This window comes from Streptomyces sp. NBC_00019, from assembly GCF_045041015.1.
Lineage (GTDB): Bacteria > Actinomycetota > Actinomycetes > Streptomycetales > Streptomycetaceae > Streptomyces.
Genome location: NZ_CP108302.1, coordinates 10,676,348 through 10,691,928 on the forward strand (window position 1 = coordinate 10,676,348; position 15,581 = coordinate 10,691,928).

General features: G+C 74.1%; 20 protein-coding genes. 9 read left to right on the plus strand and 11 right to left on the minus strand.

Annotated features, from left to right (window positions below; genetic code table 11):
* Positions 1-73: 73 nt before the first annotated feature.
* The 8 genes from OHU89_RS49605 to OHU89_RS49640 form a co-directional block, all read right to left on the minus strand.
* Entirely contained in the window at positions 74-481 is a 408-nt protein-coding gene (locus OHU89_RS49605) for a hypothetical protein (RefSeq protein ID WP_405653201.1), read from the minus strand.
* A 224-nt stretch (positions 482-705) separates the two neighbouring features.
* Positions 706-993: a hypothetical protein gene (locus OHU89_RS49610; protein WP_405653204.1), complete on the minus strand. Its 288-nt coding sequence runs from the start codon at positions 991-993 to the stop codon at positions 706-708.
* Positions 981-1,253, minus strand: coding sequence for a DUF2933 domain-containing protein (locus OHU89_RS49615; protein ID WP_405653206.1), 273 nt, complete (start codon positions 1,251-1,253; stop codon positions 981-983). Before OHU89_RS49615 ends, OHU89_RS49610 begins: the two co-directional genes overlap by 13 nt.
* A gap of 272 nt (positions 1,254-1,525) precedes the next feature.
* Positions 1,526-1,882: a hypothetical protein gene (locus OHU89_RS49620; protein WP_405653209.1), complete on the minus strand. Its 357-nt coding sequence runs from the start codon at positions 1,880-1,882 to the stop codon at positions 1,526-1,528.
* Between the two features lie 54 nt (positions 1,883-1,936).
* Positions 1,937-2,476 carry an OsmC family protein gene (locus OHU89_RS49625; protein WP_405653212.1) on the minus strand — a complete coding sequence of 180 codons (540 nt, stop codon included), beginning with the start codon at positions 2,474-2,476 and terminating at the stop codon, positions 1,937-1,939.
* Between the two features lie 55 nt (positions 2,477-2,531).
* Positions 2,532-3,671, minus strand: coding sequence for a site-2 protease family protein (locus OHU89_RS49630; RefSeq protein ID WP_405653215.1), 1,140 nt, complete (start codon positions 3,669-3,671; stop codon positions 2,532-2,534).
* Positions 3,668-4,213: an OsmC family protein gene (locus OHU89_RS49635; protein WP_405653218.1), complete on the minus strand. Its 546-nt coding sequence runs from the start codon at positions 4,211-4,213 to the stop codon at positions 3,668-3,670. Before OHU89_RS49635 ends, OHU89_RS49630 begins: the two co-directional genes overlap by 4 nt.
* A gap of 107 nt (positions 4,214-4,320) precedes the next feature.
* The gene (locus OHU89_RS49640; protein WP_405653221.1) at positions 4,321-5,190 is read right to left on the minus strand and encodes a CBS domain-containing protein; all 870 of its coding nucleotides are present in this window, start codon (positions 5,188-5,190) and stop codon (positions 4,321-4,323) included.
* Positions 5,191-5,373: 183 nt separating this feature from the next.
* Here OHU89_RS49640 and OHU89_RS49645 point away from each other — a divergent pair, with 183 nt between their 5' ends.
* From OHU89_RS49645 to OHU89_RS49685, 9 genes are read left to right on the plus strand one after another with little or no spacing between them, the layout of a single operon-like run.
* Positions 5,374-5,850 carry a hypothetical protein gene (locus OHU89_RS49645; protein ID WP_405653224.1) on the plus strand — a complete coding sequence of 159 codons (477 nt, stop codon included), beginning with the start codon at positions 5,374-5,376 and terminating at the stop codon, positions 5,848-5,850.
* Positions 5,823-6,749, plus strand: coding sequence for a hypothetical protein (locus OHU89_RS49650; RefSeq protein WP_405653226.1), 927 nt, complete (start codon positions 5,823-5,825; stop codon positions 6,747-6,749). The genes OHU89_RS49645 and OHU89_RS49650 overlap by 28 nt, the downstream gene beginning before the upstream one ends.
* Positions 6,733-8,172, plus strand: coding sequence for a V-type ATPase 116kDa subunit family protein (locus OHU89_RS49655; protein ID WP_405653229.1), 1,440 nt, complete (start codon positions 6,733-6,735; stop codon positions 8,170-8,172). Before OHU89_RS49650 ends, OHU89_RS49655 begins: the two co-directional genes overlap by 17 nt.
* Positions 8,169-8,594 (plus strand): ATP synthase subunit C, encoded by a 426-nt coding sequence (locus tag OHU89_RS49660; protein WP_405653231.1) that lies wholly within the window; start codon positions 8,169-8,171, stop codon positions 8,592-8,594. The genes OHU89_RS49655 and OHU89_RS49660 overlap by 4 nt, the downstream gene beginning before the upstream one ends.
* A 2-nt stretch (positions 8,595-8,596) precedes the next feature.
* A complete protein-coding gene (locus OHU89_RS49665) occupies positions 8,597-8,818 on the plus strand; it encodes a hypothetical protein (RefSeq protein ID WP_361495831.1) in 222 nt (73 codons plus the stop codon).
* Complete coding sequence (locus OHU89_RS49670; RefSeq protein WP_405653234.1) at positions 8,815-9,342, plus strand: V-type ATP synthase subunit E family protein; 528 nt, start codon at positions 8,815-8,817, stop codon at positions 9,340-9,342. Before OHU89_RS49665 ends, OHU89_RS49670 begins: the two co-directional genes overlap by 4 nt.
* On the plus strand, positions 9,330-11,078 hold the full coding sequence (locus OHU89_RS49675) for a V-type ATP synthase subunit A (RefSeq protein ID WP_405653237.1): 1,749 nt from the start codon (positions 9,330-9,332) through the stop codon (positions 11,076-11,078). Before OHU89_RS49670 ends, OHU89_RS49675 begins: the two co-directional genes overlap by 13 nt.
* Positions 11,075-12,469, plus strand: coding sequence for a V-type ATP synthase subunit B (locus tag OHU89_RS49680; protein ID WP_405653240.1), 1,395 nt, complete (start codon positions 11,075-11,077; stop codon positions 12,467-12,469). Before OHU89_RS49675 ends, OHU89_RS49680 begins: the two co-directional genes overlap by 4 nt.
* 4 nt (positions 12,470-12,473) lie before the next feature.
* Positions 12,474-13,094 carry a V-type ATP synthase subunit D gene (locus tag OHU89_RS49685; protein WP_405653242.1) on the plus strand — a complete coding sequence of 207 codons (621 nt, stop codon included), beginning with the start codon at positions 12,474-12,476 and terminating at the stop codon, positions 13,092-13,094.
* A 24-nt stretch (positions 13,095-13,118) separates the two neighbouring features.
* Here the strand turns inward: OHU89_RS49685 and OHU89_RS49690 are convergent, their stop codons facing one another.
* Genes OHU89_RS49690 through OHU89_RS49700 form a run of 3 tightly spaced genes read right to left on the minus strand, consistent with a single transcriptional unit; the run spans position 13,119 to position 15,472 of the window.
* A complete protein-coding gene (locus tag OHU89_RS49690) occupies positions 13,119-14,405 on the minus strand; it encodes an alpha/beta family hydrolase (protein WP_405653244.1) in 1,287 nt (428 codons plus the stop codon).
* 11 nt (positions 14,406-14,416) lie between these two features.
* Positions 14,417-14,926 carry a flavodoxin domain-containing protein gene (locus OHU89_RS49695; protein WP_405653247.1) on the minus strand — a complete coding sequence of 170 codons (510 nt, stop codon included), beginning with the start codon at positions 14,924-14,926 and terminating at the stop codon, positions 14,417-14,419.
* A gap of 33 nt (positions 14,927-14,959) precedes the next feature.
* Positions 14,960-15,472 carry a universal stress protein gene (locus tag OHU89_RS49700; RefSeq protein WP_405653249.1) on the minus strand — a complete coding sequence of 171 codons (513 nt, stop codon included), beginning with the start codon at positions 15,470-15,472 and terminating at the stop codon, positions 14,960-14,962.
* Between the last annotated feature and the right edge of the window lie 109 nt (positions 15,473-15,581).

Sequence of the window (15,581 nt, forward strand, 5' to 3'; positions counted from 1 at the left end):
TGTGGTGTCCTCTGAATCGAGACTGCCGACGTGGTCGCGGAGGGACGGCACGTCGCGCGCCGTCCGGCGCGGCCTAAAGACGCAGTCGGCAGAGGACGGAGAGGTCGGGTGGGGCGCGGCCGACCGCCGAGGCCACGAGGGTCCGCGGCGCCGCGCCCTGCCGTGGGGTGAGCAGCGGGTCCGACGCGACCTGGTGGGGTACGGCGAGCTGCACCGAGCCGACGAGCGCTGCGGTGCAGTGCGGCATGCCCGGCATGGAACAGGCGCCCGGGCCGACCTCGTGCGTGGATGCGGGCGAGGCGGACGGCGTCGACTGTTCCGCGATCACGTGAACAGCGTGGGCCGCGTCGGCCACGGCGGAGGCGTCCGTCGCGGGCGGCTCGTGGTGGACGAGAACGGTCAGCGCGACGCACAGGGTGAGGAGCACCCCGTACGCCCGGCGGACAGCCTTGCCGCCGTCACGGGCCGACCGATACGTCATGGGCTCCACCTGCTGCCGCCATCGCCGGATGAGCATCGTACTCCCCAGGGGTACCCGCGGGCCGGGGCCCGGGACGGCCCGATGCGAGAGCGGGGGACGGGCAGTGGGATCGTCCGGTGCGCGACTCCGTCCTCACCACGGGTCGGGCGGGCGTCGATGCGCAGACGATGAACGCGAAGTGCGGAGTGTCGAGAACGGCCCGCGGCCACCGACCCTGGGCGGCGTCAGTCATGGCCGCCCTGTCGGGGCGCGTTCCCGCGCCGAGTGGGACTCGAGTGGCGCTCGCCGTGGGCGAGGCGGCTCATTCGGGTCCGGTAGTCGGCCGGGGTGATGCGGCCGCGCAGCAGCAGGCCGGTCCACCACCGTTCGGTGGCTTCCTGCGCGGAACGTCGGCCACACAGCCGGGCCAGGGGCGGGCGGCGGGACCCGCGCGGCATGATCAGGCGGACGGTGTCGTGGACGGCACCGGCCAGGATGGCCATCCCGAGCAGCGAGACGATCACAGTGGACATCGCGCGCTCCGGTTTCCGGGGGCCCTGGCGGTCGGATCCGCCGGTGCGGCAGGTCGTGCCCCGGCCTGCGGATCGTCGTCCGGCCGGGACTCGTGGGAGGTGTCGTGGCCGCCGTGCCTGCCGCGCATCAAGAAGACCGTCATCAGCGGGCAGGCGAGAGCGATGGCCAGGAAGGCGAGCGTGGCCACCGTTAGGTCCAGGGTCAGGGCTCCGACCACGGCGATGGCGTACAGGCCGTGGTCGTGCCGGCTGGTGTTCATCGCGGGCCTCCTCGAAGGTGTGCCCGGTCGGGTCTGTGGGTCCGCTCTCGCCGAGCCGAGAGCCGTTGCCGGCGCGTCCGCGAGGGACGGTCGGGCGGTGGCAGTAGTCGTCCCCCACTCTCACCGTTGTCCCGGCCCGCCCATGCGTCTTGGGCCCAATAGGCCTGCACACCAGGACTGTTGGGCCCTCCCCCGTGGGGGTGTCCGAGAGGGGCTTGGGAGGCAGTCGCACAGCGGCGCGGCGCGACTGCTCGCGGATGCCGCCATGGACATCACGGGCCCGGCCGTACGGGCCGAGGAACTGTCCGCCCAGGGCAAGACACGGACTCGGCCCAGGTCATCGCCGCCCAGGGGCGGGCGCTGTCGGGGAACGTGTGCACCAGGGGCAGGAAACCGAGATGCCGCACGGCCAGACGCAGGCTGAACAGGGCTGCGCCGCAACTGATGAGCATCTCGCGCCCGTTCGGGTCGGCGACGGCCAGGTGCCGTGACGGATCGGCGTGCAACTGCAGTTCGTCGCCATGGTTGACGAACCGCCAGGGTTGGGTGTTGTAGGGGGAGGGTGCGGTGATGGCCGAACGGACGAGGTAGCGGGCCGCGTGATCGGGGAATGCGTGGAAGGCAGTCATGGTCGGCACCGCCGGTTCTTCGTCGGGTCCGTCTTCTCCGTCCATGAGAGAGCGTCATGAGGCCTCGACGGTAGGGCCGTTGGGGACAGCATGGAACGGCGAAGGGCGGTTGTCGGATCCAGGTGGGGCGTCAGGAGACGAACTCGACGCTGACCCCCGGCGGGACGCGCAGCATGGTGTGGACGGCACAGTGGCGGACGACCGCACGCAGACTTTCGAGTACGGCCGGGGCGAGCCGGTCGGGGAGCAGGATCCGCAGGCGCAGGGACGCGATGCGCGGGGACGGGCCGCCGGCCGCCGCGAAGTCGGCCTGACCCGAAGGTGTGGGTACGGCTGCCCGAGGAGTTGGAGGAAGCGTGCCGCGCCGGAGGCGACGCAGGATGCCAGGGAGGCGACGAACAGCTCCACCGGCGTAGGCCCGTCGTTGTCGCCGCCCGCCTCGACAGGCTGGTCGACGGTGAGTTCGTGGTCGCGGACGAAGACCGCGAACGCCCGGTTCGCGACATGGGTGACCTCGAGGCGGCCGGGCGGTTCCGCAGGTACGCGGGCGGGGGGCGGGACGCGGGTGTTGCGGGGCGGTGAGGCCGTGTTCATGTCGCGCCTCCGTGGAGGGGCGCACGGTGGTTTCCGCGCGCAAGGGCGCGTTGTGTCAGGGGTGGTGCGGGGCCGATGCGGTGAGCCAGGACAGGACCCGGGTGATGTCGGCGAGGGAGACGAACCCGACGAGGCGGCCTCCGTCGAGGACCAGGGCCCGGCGGTCCTTGCTCGCTTCCAGCCGGGGCAGCAGGTCGACGATCAGGTCGTCCGGTGCCACCGTGATCACCTCCGCCAACGGGCGCATCACCTCGGCGACCGTGGTGGTGGAACGGGCGTGGATCGGGGCGCGGTTGACGAGGCGTACGGTCACCAGACCCGACGCGGTGCCGTCAGGGGCGAGCACGGGGAAGGCGGAGTGGCGGTAGCGGCCGAAGGCGCCCTCGGCCAGGAGCGCCGCGAGGCTCTCCGTGGCGGGGACGGTGACCGGGTCACGGGTCATCACACGGCTGACGGGCATGTCGTCCAGTACGCCGCGCAGCTGTGCCTGCCGCTCCTCGGCGGTCGCGGTGCTGATCAGGAACCAGCCGATCAGCGCAGGCCACAGCCCGGAAGGATCACCGGCGAGGACCATCGCCGCGAATCCGGTCACGATCATGAACCAGCCGAGCATCCGGCCCGCCGCCGCGGCGCCCCGCGTGGCCCGGAGCCGGTCGCCGGTGCGGTGCCACAGGAACGCGCGCAGCAGCCGGCCGCCGTCCAGTGGGGCGGCGGGAACGGAGTTGAAGACGGCCAGCACGATGTTGATGCCGGCCAGCCACGCCACGGCCTCCACGACGAGGCCGGAGACACGCAGCGAGTCCAGCCACAGGGCCAGGCCGGTGAACACCCCGCCCGCGACAGCGCTGGTCAGTGGACCCACCGCGGCGATGCGCAGCTCCGCGCCGGGCGTCGCTGCCTCGGTGCGAAGCCTCGCGACACCGCCCAGCATCCACAGTGTGATGCCGTCGACGTCGACTCCGTTGCGGCGCGCGACGACGGCATGGGCGAGCTCGTGCGCCAGCAGTGAGGCCAGCAGTACCAGGGCCGCCAGCAGGCCGAGGCTCCAGTAGGCCCAGGCGGAGTGGCCGGGATGGGCGTCGGGAAAGCGGCCGCCCGCCAGCGAGACGGTCACCAGGGCGACGATGACCAGCACACTCCAGTGCAGCCCGACACTGACACCGGCCATGCGCCCCAGACGCAGCGTCTCCTTCATGGGCCGTCCCGCCTCATGGTCGTACCGGTTCCCTCGGCATCCCCTTGCCGGCTCCCGGAGCGCGTGGCGCCCAGAGGCCGGGGTGTGCTCACGGGCTCCAGCTCGATGTCGATCTCGGGTGCGCTGCGCAGTGTGTTGTGGATCGTGCAGTGCGAGGCGACGGCGAGCATGGCCGCGTGGCGCTGTGCGGACAGTGCGGGCGGCGGCACGATCACCAGGCGTACGGTGTCCACCCGGGCAGGGCGGTCCGAGGCCATGGTGAACTCCGTCCGGACGCGCAGTCCGCGGCGCGGCAGTCCGTGACGGTGGAGGTATCGCCCGGCGTAGAAGGCGACGCAGGTGGCCAGAGATGCGGCGAACAGTTCGGTGGGCGTCGGTGCGGTGTCCGTCCCGCCCGCCTCCAGGGGCTGGTCGACCAGGATCCGGTGGCCCCTGATGTCCACCTCGTACGCGTCACCGTTGACGTGGGTGACCTCCAGCCGGTGCGGGTCCGCCTCCGGCGGCTGTCGCACGGTGACCGTCTGTGCTGCTGTGTCCGTCATGGTCGGCTCCCTCGGAGATGTCTCCTGTTCCCGTCTCCAGTGGAGCGCGGACGGCGTGGCGGACGCAGGGGCCGACGGGGAGTCGGCGGAGGGCCGTTCGGCCCTCCTCACCGCATGGTGAGGTGGTCCGCGACCTCGAACACGTCCGGGATCCGTGCCACCGCGTCCGTCAGCCTCCCGGCCAGGTCCGCAGGCAGCGAGCCGCTGAGCGTGACCGTGCCGTTGTGGACGTGCACGTCCACAACGGCGGGGTCGATGCCCAGCTCGTCACTCAGGACGTGGGAGACGACCTCCTCCCGGATGGCCTTGTCGTCGCGGACCAGGGCCTGCAGCAGTTCGCTGCGGCTGACGACGCCGACGAGCCGGCCCTTGTGGTCGGTCACGAACATCTGCCTGATCCGGGAACGCGCGGCCGTACGGGCCGCTTCGGCGAGGGACGTCCAGGGGTGGACGGTGAGCGGCGGGGTCGACATCAGGGCGGCCGCCGTCACACCTGCCTCACCCGGGTGCTGCCGTCGGCCGAACAACCGGCGGAACGTACCGGTCCGCTCCCCGTCGGAGGCGAGGGAGGCAGCCCGCGCCAACAGGTCCGACTCGGCGACCACACCGATGACCCGCCCGGAGCCGTCGACCACGGCCACGGCCCCGATCTGCTCGCGGGCCAGCATCCGGGCGACGTCCAGGTACGGCGTCTCGGGGGGCACCCCTGCCATGGTCCGCTTGAGGATGTAGCGCACCTGAAGTGCTGCGACGCCCTTCGTGTGCGGGGTGGCATGCGAGGTCCCGCCGACCGTGTCGTGGCCGGTGACGGCCGGCTCCGCGGCGGCGGCCTGCGCAGAATAGGAGGCCATGGCGTGCAGGTAGCGCACCATCATGTCCTGGCGGAAGTCCTCGGCCGGTTTCGGGGCGTAACCCGGTACCGCACGGCGTGCCTCCGCCGACGCCGAACCGGCTTCCCGCGCCTCGCGGTCGTTCATGGCAACCTCCCACGGTGGGTGCGGATCCAGTGCTCCTACCTTCACCATTGCGCCGACCGGGCGGTCCTGACAGGGCCGCCCGGCCCCTTGCTCAGGTCGAACGGCCCCTGTGGGGCGGTCGGTCCCCTTCGTAGCGTGAAAGCAGGCCACCAGCGGACGCCGTGGTCGGGCTCGGAGGTCGTCATGCCTGGGTTCCGTGAGTTCCTCGTGCGCTTCCGGCCTGCCGGTGCACCCGGTCCGGCCGTCGGGGGTGCCGTCCCCGCCGACCGGTCCGCCGAGCTGACGGCCGAACTGGAGCCCCCGCTCGCCCTGCTGGACGACGTCGCCGCCGAGGCCGCGGCGATCCGCGACGCCGCACGGCGCGAGGCGGCGGAACGGCGCCGTACCGCGGCGGAGGAGGCCGAGCGCATCGTACGGACCGCGCGGGAGCAGGCACGTGACGTCAGGAGCGAGACCGCGGCCCGTCTGGCCGCGGAGGCCACCGCCGAAGCCGACCGTACGGACGCAGCGGCGCGGCACGCCGTAGAAGAACTGCGGGGACGGGCGCGGGCCCGCACACCCGAGCTGGCGGCTCGCGTGGTCGCGCGGGTGACCGCCGAACTGACCACGGAACCGCACAGTCAGGGGACGTCATGGGTGCCAGGTGGGTCGCGGGAGTGATCCGGGCCAGGGCCATGGCCGCCGGCCGTGCCGGGCCGGAGACGGCCCGGCAGCTGGCGACCTCGCCCGGTCTGCCCGACGCCCTGCGCGCGCTGGCCGGCACACCGTACCGGCGCGGACTCGACATGGAGGCCGGGGCGGCCGAGGCACAGCGGGCGGTCTCGGACGCCCTGGTGTGGCAGCTGAGGGTGCTCGCCGGCTGGCAGCCCCGGCCCGGTTCCGCCGCCGTACGCCTGCTCGCGTCGGCCTTCGAGATCGCGAACACCCGCGACCGGCTGCGGTCGCTTGCCGGTGCGCCGCAGCCCGAGCCGTATCGGCTGGGGGCGCTGTCGACCGCCTGGCCGAGGCTGTCCCGGGCCGTGTCCGCCGCCGAGACGCGGGTCGTGCTGGCCACCTCCCTGTGGGGGGACCCCGGGGCCGACTCCCCGGCGGCGGTTGTCACCGGAATGCGGCTGTCGGCGGCCGCCCGTACCTCGGCGAACCTCCCGTCCGCTGCCCGCTGGGCGGCGGGCGAGGCCGCGCTGCTCGTGGCCCGCGAGGTCCATCTGACGCACCGTAGGCTCACCGAACCGGCCGCACGCAACGCCGCTTCGCTGCTCGGTACGGCCGCTCTGCAGGCATCGTCCTTCGACGACTTCCGCGCCCGGCTGCCCGCCACGGCCCGCTGGGCGCTGGACGGAACCGAGCGGCCGCAGGACCTGTGGCGGGCCGAGGCCCACTGGTGGGCCGAGGTCGACCGGGAGGGACTGCTGATGCTGCGCGGCACGCGTTTCGACGTGTCGTCCGTCGTCGGAGCGGTCGCGGTGCTGCAGGCCGACGCGTGGCGGATCCGCGCCGGACTGGGCTGCGCCGCGCACGTCGGCCGGGCGCTGGAGGCCTTCGATGAACTCCTGGGCTGACTCTCTGACGCCGACGCGCATGCGACGGGTGGCCGTCGTCGCCCCGCTCGGCGCACTGCGGGACACCCTGGTAAGGGTGGCCGACGCGGGCTGCGTCGAACTGGACTGCCCCGACGACCCCGGCCACGGCAGCCCCGGCCCTGCCGCGCGTGGGCTCCAGGCCCTGGGGTCCAGGGCCTCCCAGCCCCTGCTGTCGCCCACACCACCCGACCTCGACACCCTGCGGGCGGAGGCTCGCGCCGATCTGCTCGCGGGCGAGGCACAGTTGGAGGCCCGCCAGGAGGCGGCGGTCCGGCACGACGCCGTCGCCGCGCTGGCCGGCTGGTGCCCCGCCGCCGACGTGCCGCAGCTCGGCGCCCGGCTGGCGGACGTCGGCGGCGCGGTGGTGCCGTTGCGGACACCGCGCGGAACCGACCCGCCGACCCGGCTCGACGACACCGGCACGGTACGGCGCTCCCTGGTGCCGCTGGTGCGCACCTACGGAACCGTCCCGTACGCCGACGTCGATCCCAGCGTGCCCGCCGGAATCGCCTATGTCGTGATGTTCGGGATCATGTTCGGCGACGCGGGCCACGGCATCCTGCTGCTCCTCGGCGCGCTGCTGCTGCGGGCCGGCCGCCCCCGCCGGTGGGCGTCCCTGCGACCCGTGTGGCCCTTCCTGGCGGGGGCCGGAGTGGCGAGCACACTGGCCGGATTCGCCTACGGGGAGTTCTTCGGCCCCACCGGGGTGCTGCCGGTGCTGTGGCTCGACCCCCTGGACGAGCCCATGCGTCTGCTCGGCGCCGCGATCGCGTTCGGCGCGGTCCTGCTCGCCCTCGCCTACGCGACGGGCATCGTCAACCGGTGGCGCGAAGGCGGCCCGGGCCGGGCCCTGTACGCGGCGTCCGGTATCGCCGGCGCCTCGGTCTTCCTCGGTCTCGCGGTCCTGGCGGCCGGCGTGGCACTGCACACGCCGGTGTTCGCGGTGAGCGGCTCGCTGCTCGCCCTCGCCGGACTCGCACTGGCCGGCACCGGACTGTTCACGGCGTCGGGCGGCGGAGCCGCGGGCGCCCTGCAGACCGGCGTCCAGCTGTTCGACGTCGTCGTGCGGATCGGATCGAACACCATCTCCTTCGCCCGGCTGGCCGCGTTCGGGCTGACCCACGCCGCACTGGGCGACATCATCTGGCGCGGCACGAAGGCCCTGACCGGGTCCGGGCCGCTCGCCCTCGCCACCGCACTCCTCGTCTTCGCCGCCGGAAACGCGCTCGCCTTCGCCCTGGAAGCGCTGGTGGCCGGCGTACAGGCCCTGCGGCTGGAGTTCTACGAACTGTTCTCCCGTGTCTTCGACGCCGAAGGCCGGCCGTTCCACCCCTGGCACGTGCCCACACAGACACCGCAGGACCACGTGCCCACCCCACACCGCACGGAGGTGACAACATGATCGCTTGGCTGATCGCGCTGCCGGTGCTGGTCGCGGCCTTCGCCGCCACCCGCCGGCTGCTGCGGCGCCGCCGTCCGACCGTACTCCGGTCGGTCCTCGCGGTGGACGCGGCACTGTTCGCGGGAGCCCTCACGCTCCTGCTGGTCGCGCTGAGCGGCGGCTCGGCGCAGGCGGACGCGGCGACCACCGCGGCCGCCCAGAGCTCCGGCTCCGGCTCGGCGGCCCTCATCGGCGCCGCCATCGCGGTCGCCGGGGCCTCGATCGGAGCGGCGATCGCCGTCGCCTACACGGGCGCCGCGGCACTCGCCGCGATGAGCGAACGGCCCGAGCTGTTCGGCCGGGCCATGGTCATCGTCGGTCTCGCCGAGGGCATCGCCATCTACGGCCTGGTCGTCGCCATCATCCTGATCGGAAAGACCTGACCATGACGCACGTCGCAGCGATCGGCGAGCGGGTGCGGGTCCTCGGACTGGTGTCCGCCGGTGTCGCCGTGTTCCCCGCGGACGACCCGGAAGCCGTACGCGCCGCCTGGCACGGGATGCCGCCGGAGGTGGGCCTGGTGATCGTCACCCCCGCCGCGGCCGCGGCACTCGGCGCCGGACCGCTCGAGGGGGAGGGGCCGCTCACGGCGGTGATGCCGTCATGAGAACCCCCCTGCCCGTCGCAAGCGCCACGGCACTGGACCCCGTACGCACCCGTCTGCTCCAGGACGCGAGAGCCGACGCCGAGGCCCTGGTGACCGCTGCCGACCAGGACGCCGAGGCCGTACGCGCCGACGCCGAGTCCAGGGCCGCGGAGATCCTGGCCGAGGCACGCCGACAGGGCGCCACGGACGCACGGACCGTCCAGGCCGCCGTCCGGGCCCGCGCCCGGCGGGCCGCCCGCGCGGGGGAGCTAGCCGCCCGCCGGGAGTGCTGGGAGGAACTGCGCCGACAGGTCGCGCAGGGCGTCGGGGAACTCCGCGACACGCCCGCCTACCCGCGCCTGCGGGCCCGCCTGACCACACACGCGCGTCACGTACTGGGCGCCGACGCACGAATCACCGAAGCCCTCGGCGGCGGAGTGATCGGCGAGAGCCCGGGACGGCGGATCGACTGCGGCCTGGCCGCGCTCGCGGACCGGGCGCTCGACCGGATCGGCACGGAGGTGGAGGAACTGTGGGCACCCTGACGGACGCCCCGCACGGCACCGGCCGCGTCCTGCGCGTCACCGGCCCGCTCGTCGAGGCCGAACACCTGGACGGCACCGCCATGCACGACCTGGTCGCGCTGGGCGAGGCCGGCCTGCCCGGGGAGATCGTCGCGATCCGCGACACCATCGTCACCGTCCAGGCCTACGAGTACACCGGCGGCCTGGCACCCGGAATGCCGGTCCGCTCGCTGGGCCGACCCCTGTCGGCACCGCTGGGCCCCGGCCTGCTGGGCGGCGTCTTCGACGGACTGCTGCGGCCGTTGTCGACGGCGGGCGCATGGCTCGAACCCAGGGCCGTCGGCGGTCGGCTCGGCGAACAGCGAGCGGCGTGGACCTTCACGCCCCGGGCCGCCGCGGGCGACCACGTGTCACCCGGAGACGTCCTCGGCGAGGTGCATGACGCGGGACCGATGCCGTTGCCGCTCCTCGTGCCGCCCGGATGCACGGGAGCGGTGGAGCGGATCGCCGGGCCCGGACGGCGCCGGGCGGACGCCGTCGTCGCGACGGTGGCGGGCAGCCCGGTCCGGATGACCACTCACTGGCCCGTCCGTACACCCCGCCCCGTGCGCGAGCGACTGGACACCGGCCGGGCACTGCACACCGGCCAGCGCGCCATCGACCTGCTCTTCCCCGTCGCCCTCGGCAGCACCGTCGCCGTGCCCGGCGGCTTCGGCACCGGCAAGACCGTGCTGCTCCAGCAGATCGCCAAGTGGTGCGACGCGGACGTCATCGTCTACGTCGGCTGTGGCGAGCGGGGCAACGAAATGGCCGATGTCATCGAGGAGTTCGGTGCGCTCACCGACCCGCGCACCGGTGGCCGCCTCGCCGACCGGACGGTGATCGTCGCCAACACCTCCAACATGCCGATGATGGCGCGGGAAGCGAGCATCCACACCGGCGTCACGGTCGCCGAGTACTTCCGGGACATGGGCCTGGACGTCGTCGTCATCGCCGACTCCACCTCCCGCTGGGCCGAGGCGCTGCGCGAGTTCGCCTCCCGCACCGGCGCGCTGCCCGCCGAGGAGGGCTACCCCGCCGGCCTCGCCTCGGCCATCGCGGCCTTCTACGAACGCGCCGGAGCGGTGACGACCCTCGGCGGCCGCACCGGCTCCGTGACCATCATCGGCGCGGTGTCCCCGCCCGGCGGCGACATGGCGGAACCCGTCACCGCCCACACCCAGCGCTTCGTGCGCTGCCTGTGGACCCTCGACCGCGACCTCGCCTACGCCCGCCACTACCCGGCCGTCTCCTGGGCCGAGTCGTTCTCCCGCGACGCCGAGGCCCTCGGCGCCCACCACGCCGCCACGGACGACCCGGAGTGGCCCGCGCGGCGCGCCCGGGTGGCGGGGCTGCTCGCCGAGGCCGACCGGCTCGCCGACCTCGTCGACCTGCTCGGCATCACCGCGCTGCCCGACCTCGAACGCGTCAGCGTGCTCGCCGGACGGCTGGTCCGCGAGGGTCTGCTCCAGCAGAGCGCGCTGTCCGAACGGGACGCCTCCAGCGGTCCGGCGAAGACGGCGGCGCTGGCCGAGGCGGTACTGGCGGTCGTCGCCCGCTGCCGGGAACTGGTCGACGCGGGTGTGCCGGCGGCCCGGATCGAAGAGGTCGACTTCTCGCCCGTCCTGCGCGCCCGTGAGGAGGCGGGCCCGCAGGACGCGGCCACGGTGGACGCGCTGCGCGCGACCATGCTCGCCCGGCTCGGGGAGGTGTCGTGAACGGCAAGGAGGACTTCGGCCGCGTCGAGTACACCTCGGTGCGCGAGCTGCGCGGCCCACTCGCGGTCGTCGACAAGGTCGAGGGGGTCGGCTGGGACGAGTTCGTGCTGTTCACCCTCGACTCGGGGGAGCGGCGGCACGGCCTCGTCCTGGAGGTCGACCGCGGCACGGCGGTCGTACAGGTACTGGAGGACACCTCGGGCATGGATCCGGCACGGGTCGGCGCCGTGTTCACCGGGGCGCCGCTGCGCATACCCGTGGGCCCGGGATGGCTGGGACGTGTGTGCAACGGCCGTGGCGAGCCGCTCGATGGGGGCCCGCCCGTCTTCGGCGCCGCAGTCTCCGCGGTGAGCGGCCGAGCCATCAACCCCGTACGTCGCGAGCCGCCTGCCGAGCCGGTGCTGACGGGCGTCAGCGCCGTCGACGCGCTGACCACGCTCGTGCGGGGACAGAAACTCCCGGTCTTCTCCGCGGCCGGCCTTCCGCACCTGGAACTGGCCGCGCAGATCGCGGCCCAGGCCACGGCCGGCGGACAGCCGTTCTGCGTTGTCTTCGCCGCCATGGGGGTGACCCACGCGGACGCCGCGTTCGTCCGGGACGCACTGGAAGAACGCTCCGCCGCGGGTGAGCTGGTGCTCCTGCTCAACACCGCCGACGACCCCGTGATCGAGCGCATCCTGACCCCTCGTATCGCGCTCACCGTCGCCGAGCAGCTCGCCTTCGGCGAGGGCCGCCATGTGCTCGTCGTGATGACGGACATGACGAGCTACGCCGAGGCGCTGCGGGAGGTCTCCGCGGCCCGCGGGGAGATCCCGGCCCGCCGGGCCTACCCCGGCTACCTCTACAGCGACCTGGCCTCGCTGTACGAGCGCTGCGGGCGTGTGCGCGGCCTGCCCGGCTCCGTCACCGTGCTGCCGGTGCTCACCATGCCCGCGGGCGACATCACCCACCCCGTGCCCGACCTCACCGGATACATCACGGAGGGACAGATCGTGCTCTCCCGCGAGCTGCACGCCCGCGGCGTCTACCCGCCGGTGGACGCGCTGTCCTCGCTGTCCCGCCTGATGCGCAGGGGCGCGGGACCCGGCCGGACCCGTGACGACCACCTGGACGTCGCCGCCCAACTGCTGTCCGCCCTGGCCCGGGCCCGCCAGGTCCGGGAACTCGCCGACCTCGTCGGACAGGCGGCGCTCAGCGCCACCGACCGCCGATACCTGGACTTCGACGAGGCGTTCGCCCACGGGCTCGTGGACCAGCGGCGCGACGAACTGCGCACCCTGGAACAGACCCTGGAGCGTGCCTGGCGGGTGCTGCTCACCCTGCCGCGCAGTCAACTGGCCATGCTGCCCGCCGAGTTCCTCGACGCGCGCCGTGCACCGGAGGGCGGGTGATCCCATGGCGGAGCTGCGCGTCCCGCCCGGAAGGGCTGGCCGGATGCGACTGCGCCGCAGCCTGGAGGCCGCCCGGCGCGGCGCGGATCTGCTCGACCGGAAGCTGCAGATCCTGCGGACCCGCCACGAGGCGCTCCGGCAGGCCGAGCGGACCGCCGAGGAGGACTGGCACCGGCGGCTGCGCGAGGCGGAGACCTGGCTGCGGCGCGGACTGCTGCTGAGCGGCGAGGAGGCCCTGGACGCGGTGGCCTGCCGCCCCCCGGCCGAACTGGAGATCGTGTGGACGGCCACGATGGGCGTACGACACCCCCGTACCGCCTCCTGCACGGTGCCGGAGCGGGATCCGGGTGATCCGGCGCCCGCGAACACCGCGTTGTTCCACGCGGAGGCCGCCTACGCCGACGCCGTGCGGGCGGCCGCCGAGTACGCGGCCGTCCATGCCGCGGCCCGCGCCCTGGGGGAGGAAGTCCTGAGGACTCGGCAGCGGGTACGGGCCCTGCGACGTCACTGGGTGCCCCGGTTGGAGCGGGCGCTCGCCCGTGCGGACGCGACGCTGGAGCAGGGCGAGCACGAGGATGCGGTGCGCAGGCGGTGGGCCGCGAACGCTTTGGAGAACCGGCACTGAGGTGCCGCCCGTCGGCGGCGCGGGTCAGACCGGCCGCCCTTGCGCCGCGTCGGCCGGTGGGCGGGCGAGATGGTCGGTGAACCAGTCGCGGGCCAGTGCGGCGACCGTGTCCAGCGCGCCCGGTTCCTCGAAGAGGTGACCGGCGCCCCGGACGACCACCAGCCGGTGCGCGCAGTGCAGCCGGTCGGCGGCGAGCCGGTTGAGACTGAGCACCTGGGCGTCGCGTGAGCCGACGATGAGCAGGGTCGGGGCCCGCACCCGTGCCAGGGCCAGGGGAGCGGCCAGATCAGGATGCCCGCCCCGGGAGACGATCGCGCCGATCCCGGAGTCGTCGGCAGCGGCCTCCAGGGCCGCGGCGGCACCGGTGCTCGCCCCGAAGAAGGCCACGGGCAGAGCGGTCTCACGGCGCAGCCAGGATGCCGCGGCGCGCAGTCGGCCGGCCAGCAGGGAGACGTCGAAGACGTTGTGCCGGTCCTCTTCCTCCCGCTCGGTCAGTAGATCGAGCAACAGCGTGCCCAGGCCCGCCCGGTTGAGGACGTCCGCCACATGACGGTTGCGCGGGCTGTGCCGGCCGCTGCCGCTGCCGTGCGCGAACGCCACGACGGCCCGGGCCGGGGCCGGGACCACGAGCCGCGCCGCCAGCCGCACCGGCCCGACGGGCACCTCGATGTCGGGGTGCGCGGGCGGAGCACCCAGCAAGGCGGTCACCTCCGCGTCCCCGACCTGGGTGAAGTCGTCGTACCAGGCGCCGACCGAGCCGAGCCGGTCCAGGGGCTGCAGACAGATCACCTCGTCGGCCACCTCGCGCAGCCGGGCGACGGTCCACGTCGGCCCGACCGGGACGGCGAGGACGATCCGGGCCGCCCCCAGTCCGCGCACGACCCGGCACGCGGCCTCGGCGGTGCCGCCGGTCGCCAGGCCGTCGTCGACGACCACCACCGTGCGTCCGGCCATCGGAACGGGCGCACGGCCCCGACGGTAGGAGCGGACGCGCCGGTCCAGTTCGGCCCGTTCGGTCTCCGCCACGCTCCGCCGACGGGCCGCGCTCAGCGGGATCTCCTCGAGCACGGCGTCGTTGAGGACGAGCACCCCCCGCTCGCCCACGGCCCCGAATCCCAGCTCCGGCTGCCACGGCACGCCCAGCTTGCGGACGACCAGAACGTCGAGGGGCACCCCGAGCGCGTCGGCCACCTCCCGGGCCACGGGCACACCGCCCCGCGGCAGCCCCAGCACCACCACGTCCTGGCCGCGCAGATGCTCCAGGCGCCGGGCGAGCCGGCGCCCCGCCTCCTTGCGGTTCACGAAACGCACCGGGCACCTCCTCAGCCGTCGGCCAGCTCCGCGGCGATCCTGTCGGTCCAGCCGTCGATGGCGCCCCAGTCGCGGTAGTCGCCGAACCGGCAACCCATCAGACGGAACAGCAGACGTCCGGTGAAGGGCAGCTGGTCGGGAGAGACGACACCGGAGAAGAGCCGGTGGTCGCGGTGGGGCACCTCGCCGGGCAGACTCTTCACGATCACCGGGATCTCCTTGGCCGCGAGGCGTTTCCACGGCCCGCGCAGCGCCCCCGGCATCCCGACACTGAAGATCCACACCGGCCGGGTACCCAGCACGTCGGGGTTGTCGCGGAGGAATGCCTTCGCCTGTTCGAGCCAGGTCTGCCCGTGCACGGCACTGCCGAGGACGAACGCCCGGTACGCGTCGGCGTCCTCCACCGTCTCCAGCGCCCTCGCCTCGGCCTTGAGGCCGGCCGCGCTCAGCCGGGCCGCCATGTGGGCCGCGATCTCGCGGGTCGACCCGTGCGCGCTGGCGTATCCGACCAGGATGTCCATGTCGTCACCTCGGTGTTTCTCGGTCGCTCTCGGCTATGCGGCTCCGCTGCGGACGTGTTCCGGCGTGGCGACGGCCCTGAGCGGCGGCGCGGCCTTCTCGGCCGTGGGCACGGTCACCACGGGCACCGTCGCGTGCCGCAGACAGTCGCGGCCCACGGTGCCGATGGCAGGCGGATCCCACTGCCCGTGGGCCTTGCGCCCCAGGGCCAGCAGCAGGGCGCCGCGGGCGTGCTGGAGGAGCACCCTGGCGGGCGGCCCCTCCACCACGACGGCGCGTACGGCAGAGCCGCTGCGCGGTCCGAAGGTCTCCCGGACCGCGGCGGCCAGCAGGGCGGCGGCCCGCTCACGCTGCTCCTCGGCGGTCGGTCGGGCCGATGCCGGAGCGTAGGGTGCGAATCCGGCCGCGGCCGGTTCCCAGGCGTGCACGGCGACGACCGGTGCGTCCAGGGCGCGCGCCTGCTTCTCCGCCCAGCGCAGCGCGGCCAGGGACGCCTCGGATCCGTCGACGCCCACCACGATGCCGTTGCCATCGGTGCGTTCGGTCATGGCTGCCTCCCCGCAGGACCTCTCCTGCTCCCACAGTGGCCCGTACCGGCCGACTCGGGCGTGGGCCGAGCGGCACCGAGCGGGTGCCGAACGGCCCCCTCCCTGCGGT

Excerpts from the sequence above, each read along its gene's own strand:
- OHU89_RS49615 (WP_405653206.1), bottom strand. The coding sequence starts at position 1,253 with ATGAACACCAGCCGGCACGACCACGGCCTGTACGCCATCGCCGTGGTC.
- OHU89_RS49620 (WP_405653209.1), bottom strand. The coding sequence starts at position 1,882 with ATGACTGCCTTCCACGCATTCCCCGATCACGCGGCCCGCTACCTCGTC.
- OHU89_RS49625 (WP_405653212.1), bottom strand. The coding sequence starts at position 2,476 with ATGAACACGGCCTCACCGCCCCGCAACACCCGCGTCCCGCCCCCCGCC.
- OHU89_RS49650 (WP_405653226.1), top strand. The coding sequence starts at position 5,823 with ATGGGTGCCAGGTGGGTCGCGGGAGTGATCCGGGCCAGGGCCATGGCC.
- OHU89_RS49695 (WP_405653247.1), bottom strand. The coding sequence starts at position 14,926 with ATGGACATCCTGGTCGGATACGCCAGCGCGCACGGGTCGACCCGCGAG.
- OHU89_RS49665 (WP_361495831.1), top strand. The coding sequence starts at position 8,597 with ATGACGCACGTCGCAGCGATCGGCGAGCGGGTGCGGGTCCTCGGACTG.
- OHU89_RS49670 (WP_405653234.1), top strand. The coding sequence starts at position 8,815 with ATGAGAACCCCCCTGCCCGTCGCAAGCGCCACGGCACTGGACCCCGTA.
- OHU89_RS49605 (WP_405653201.1), bottom strand. The coding sequence starts at position 481 with ATGACGTATCGGTCGGCCCGTGACGGCGGCAAGGCTGTCCGCCGGGCG.
- OHU89_RS49685 (WP_405653242.1), top strand. The coding sequence starts at position 12,474 with ATGGCGGAGCTGCGCGTCCCGCCCGGAAGGGCTGGCCGGATGCGACTG.
- OHU89_RS49640 (WP_405653221.1), bottom strand. The coding sequence starts at position 5,190 with ATGAACGACCGCGAGGCGCGGGAAGCCGGTTCGGCGTCGGCGGAGGCA.
- OHU89_RS49655 (WP_405653229.1), top strand. The coding sequence starts at position 6,733 with ATGAACTCCTGGGCTGACTCTCTGACGCCGACGCGCATGCGACGGGTG.
- OHU89_RS49630 (WP_405653215.1), bottom strand. The coding sequence starts at position 3,671 with ATGAAGGAGACGCTGCGTCTGGGGCGCATGGCCGGTGTCAGTGTCGGG.
- OHU89_RS49645 (WP_405653224.1), top strand. The coding sequence starts at position 5,374 with ATGCCTGGGTTCCGTGAGTTCCTCGTGCGCTTCCGGCCTGCCGGTGCA.
- OHU89_RS49700 (WP_405653249.1), bottom strand. The coding sequence starts at position 15,472 with ATGACCGAACGCACCGATGGCAACGGCATCGTGGTGGGCGTCGACGGA.
- OHU89_RS49660 (WP_405653231.1), top strand. The coding sequence starts at position 8,169 with ATGATCGCTTGGCTGATCGCGCTGCCGGTGCTGGTCGCGGCCTTCGCC.
- OHU89_RS49635 (WP_405653218.1), bottom strand. The coding sequence starts at position 4,213 with ATGACGGACACAGCAGCACAGACGGTCACCGTGCGACAGCCGCCGGAG.
- OHU89_RS49610 (WP_405653204.1), bottom strand. The coding sequence starts at position 993 with ATGTCCACTGTGATCGTCTCGCTGCTCGGGATGGCCATCCTGGCCGGT.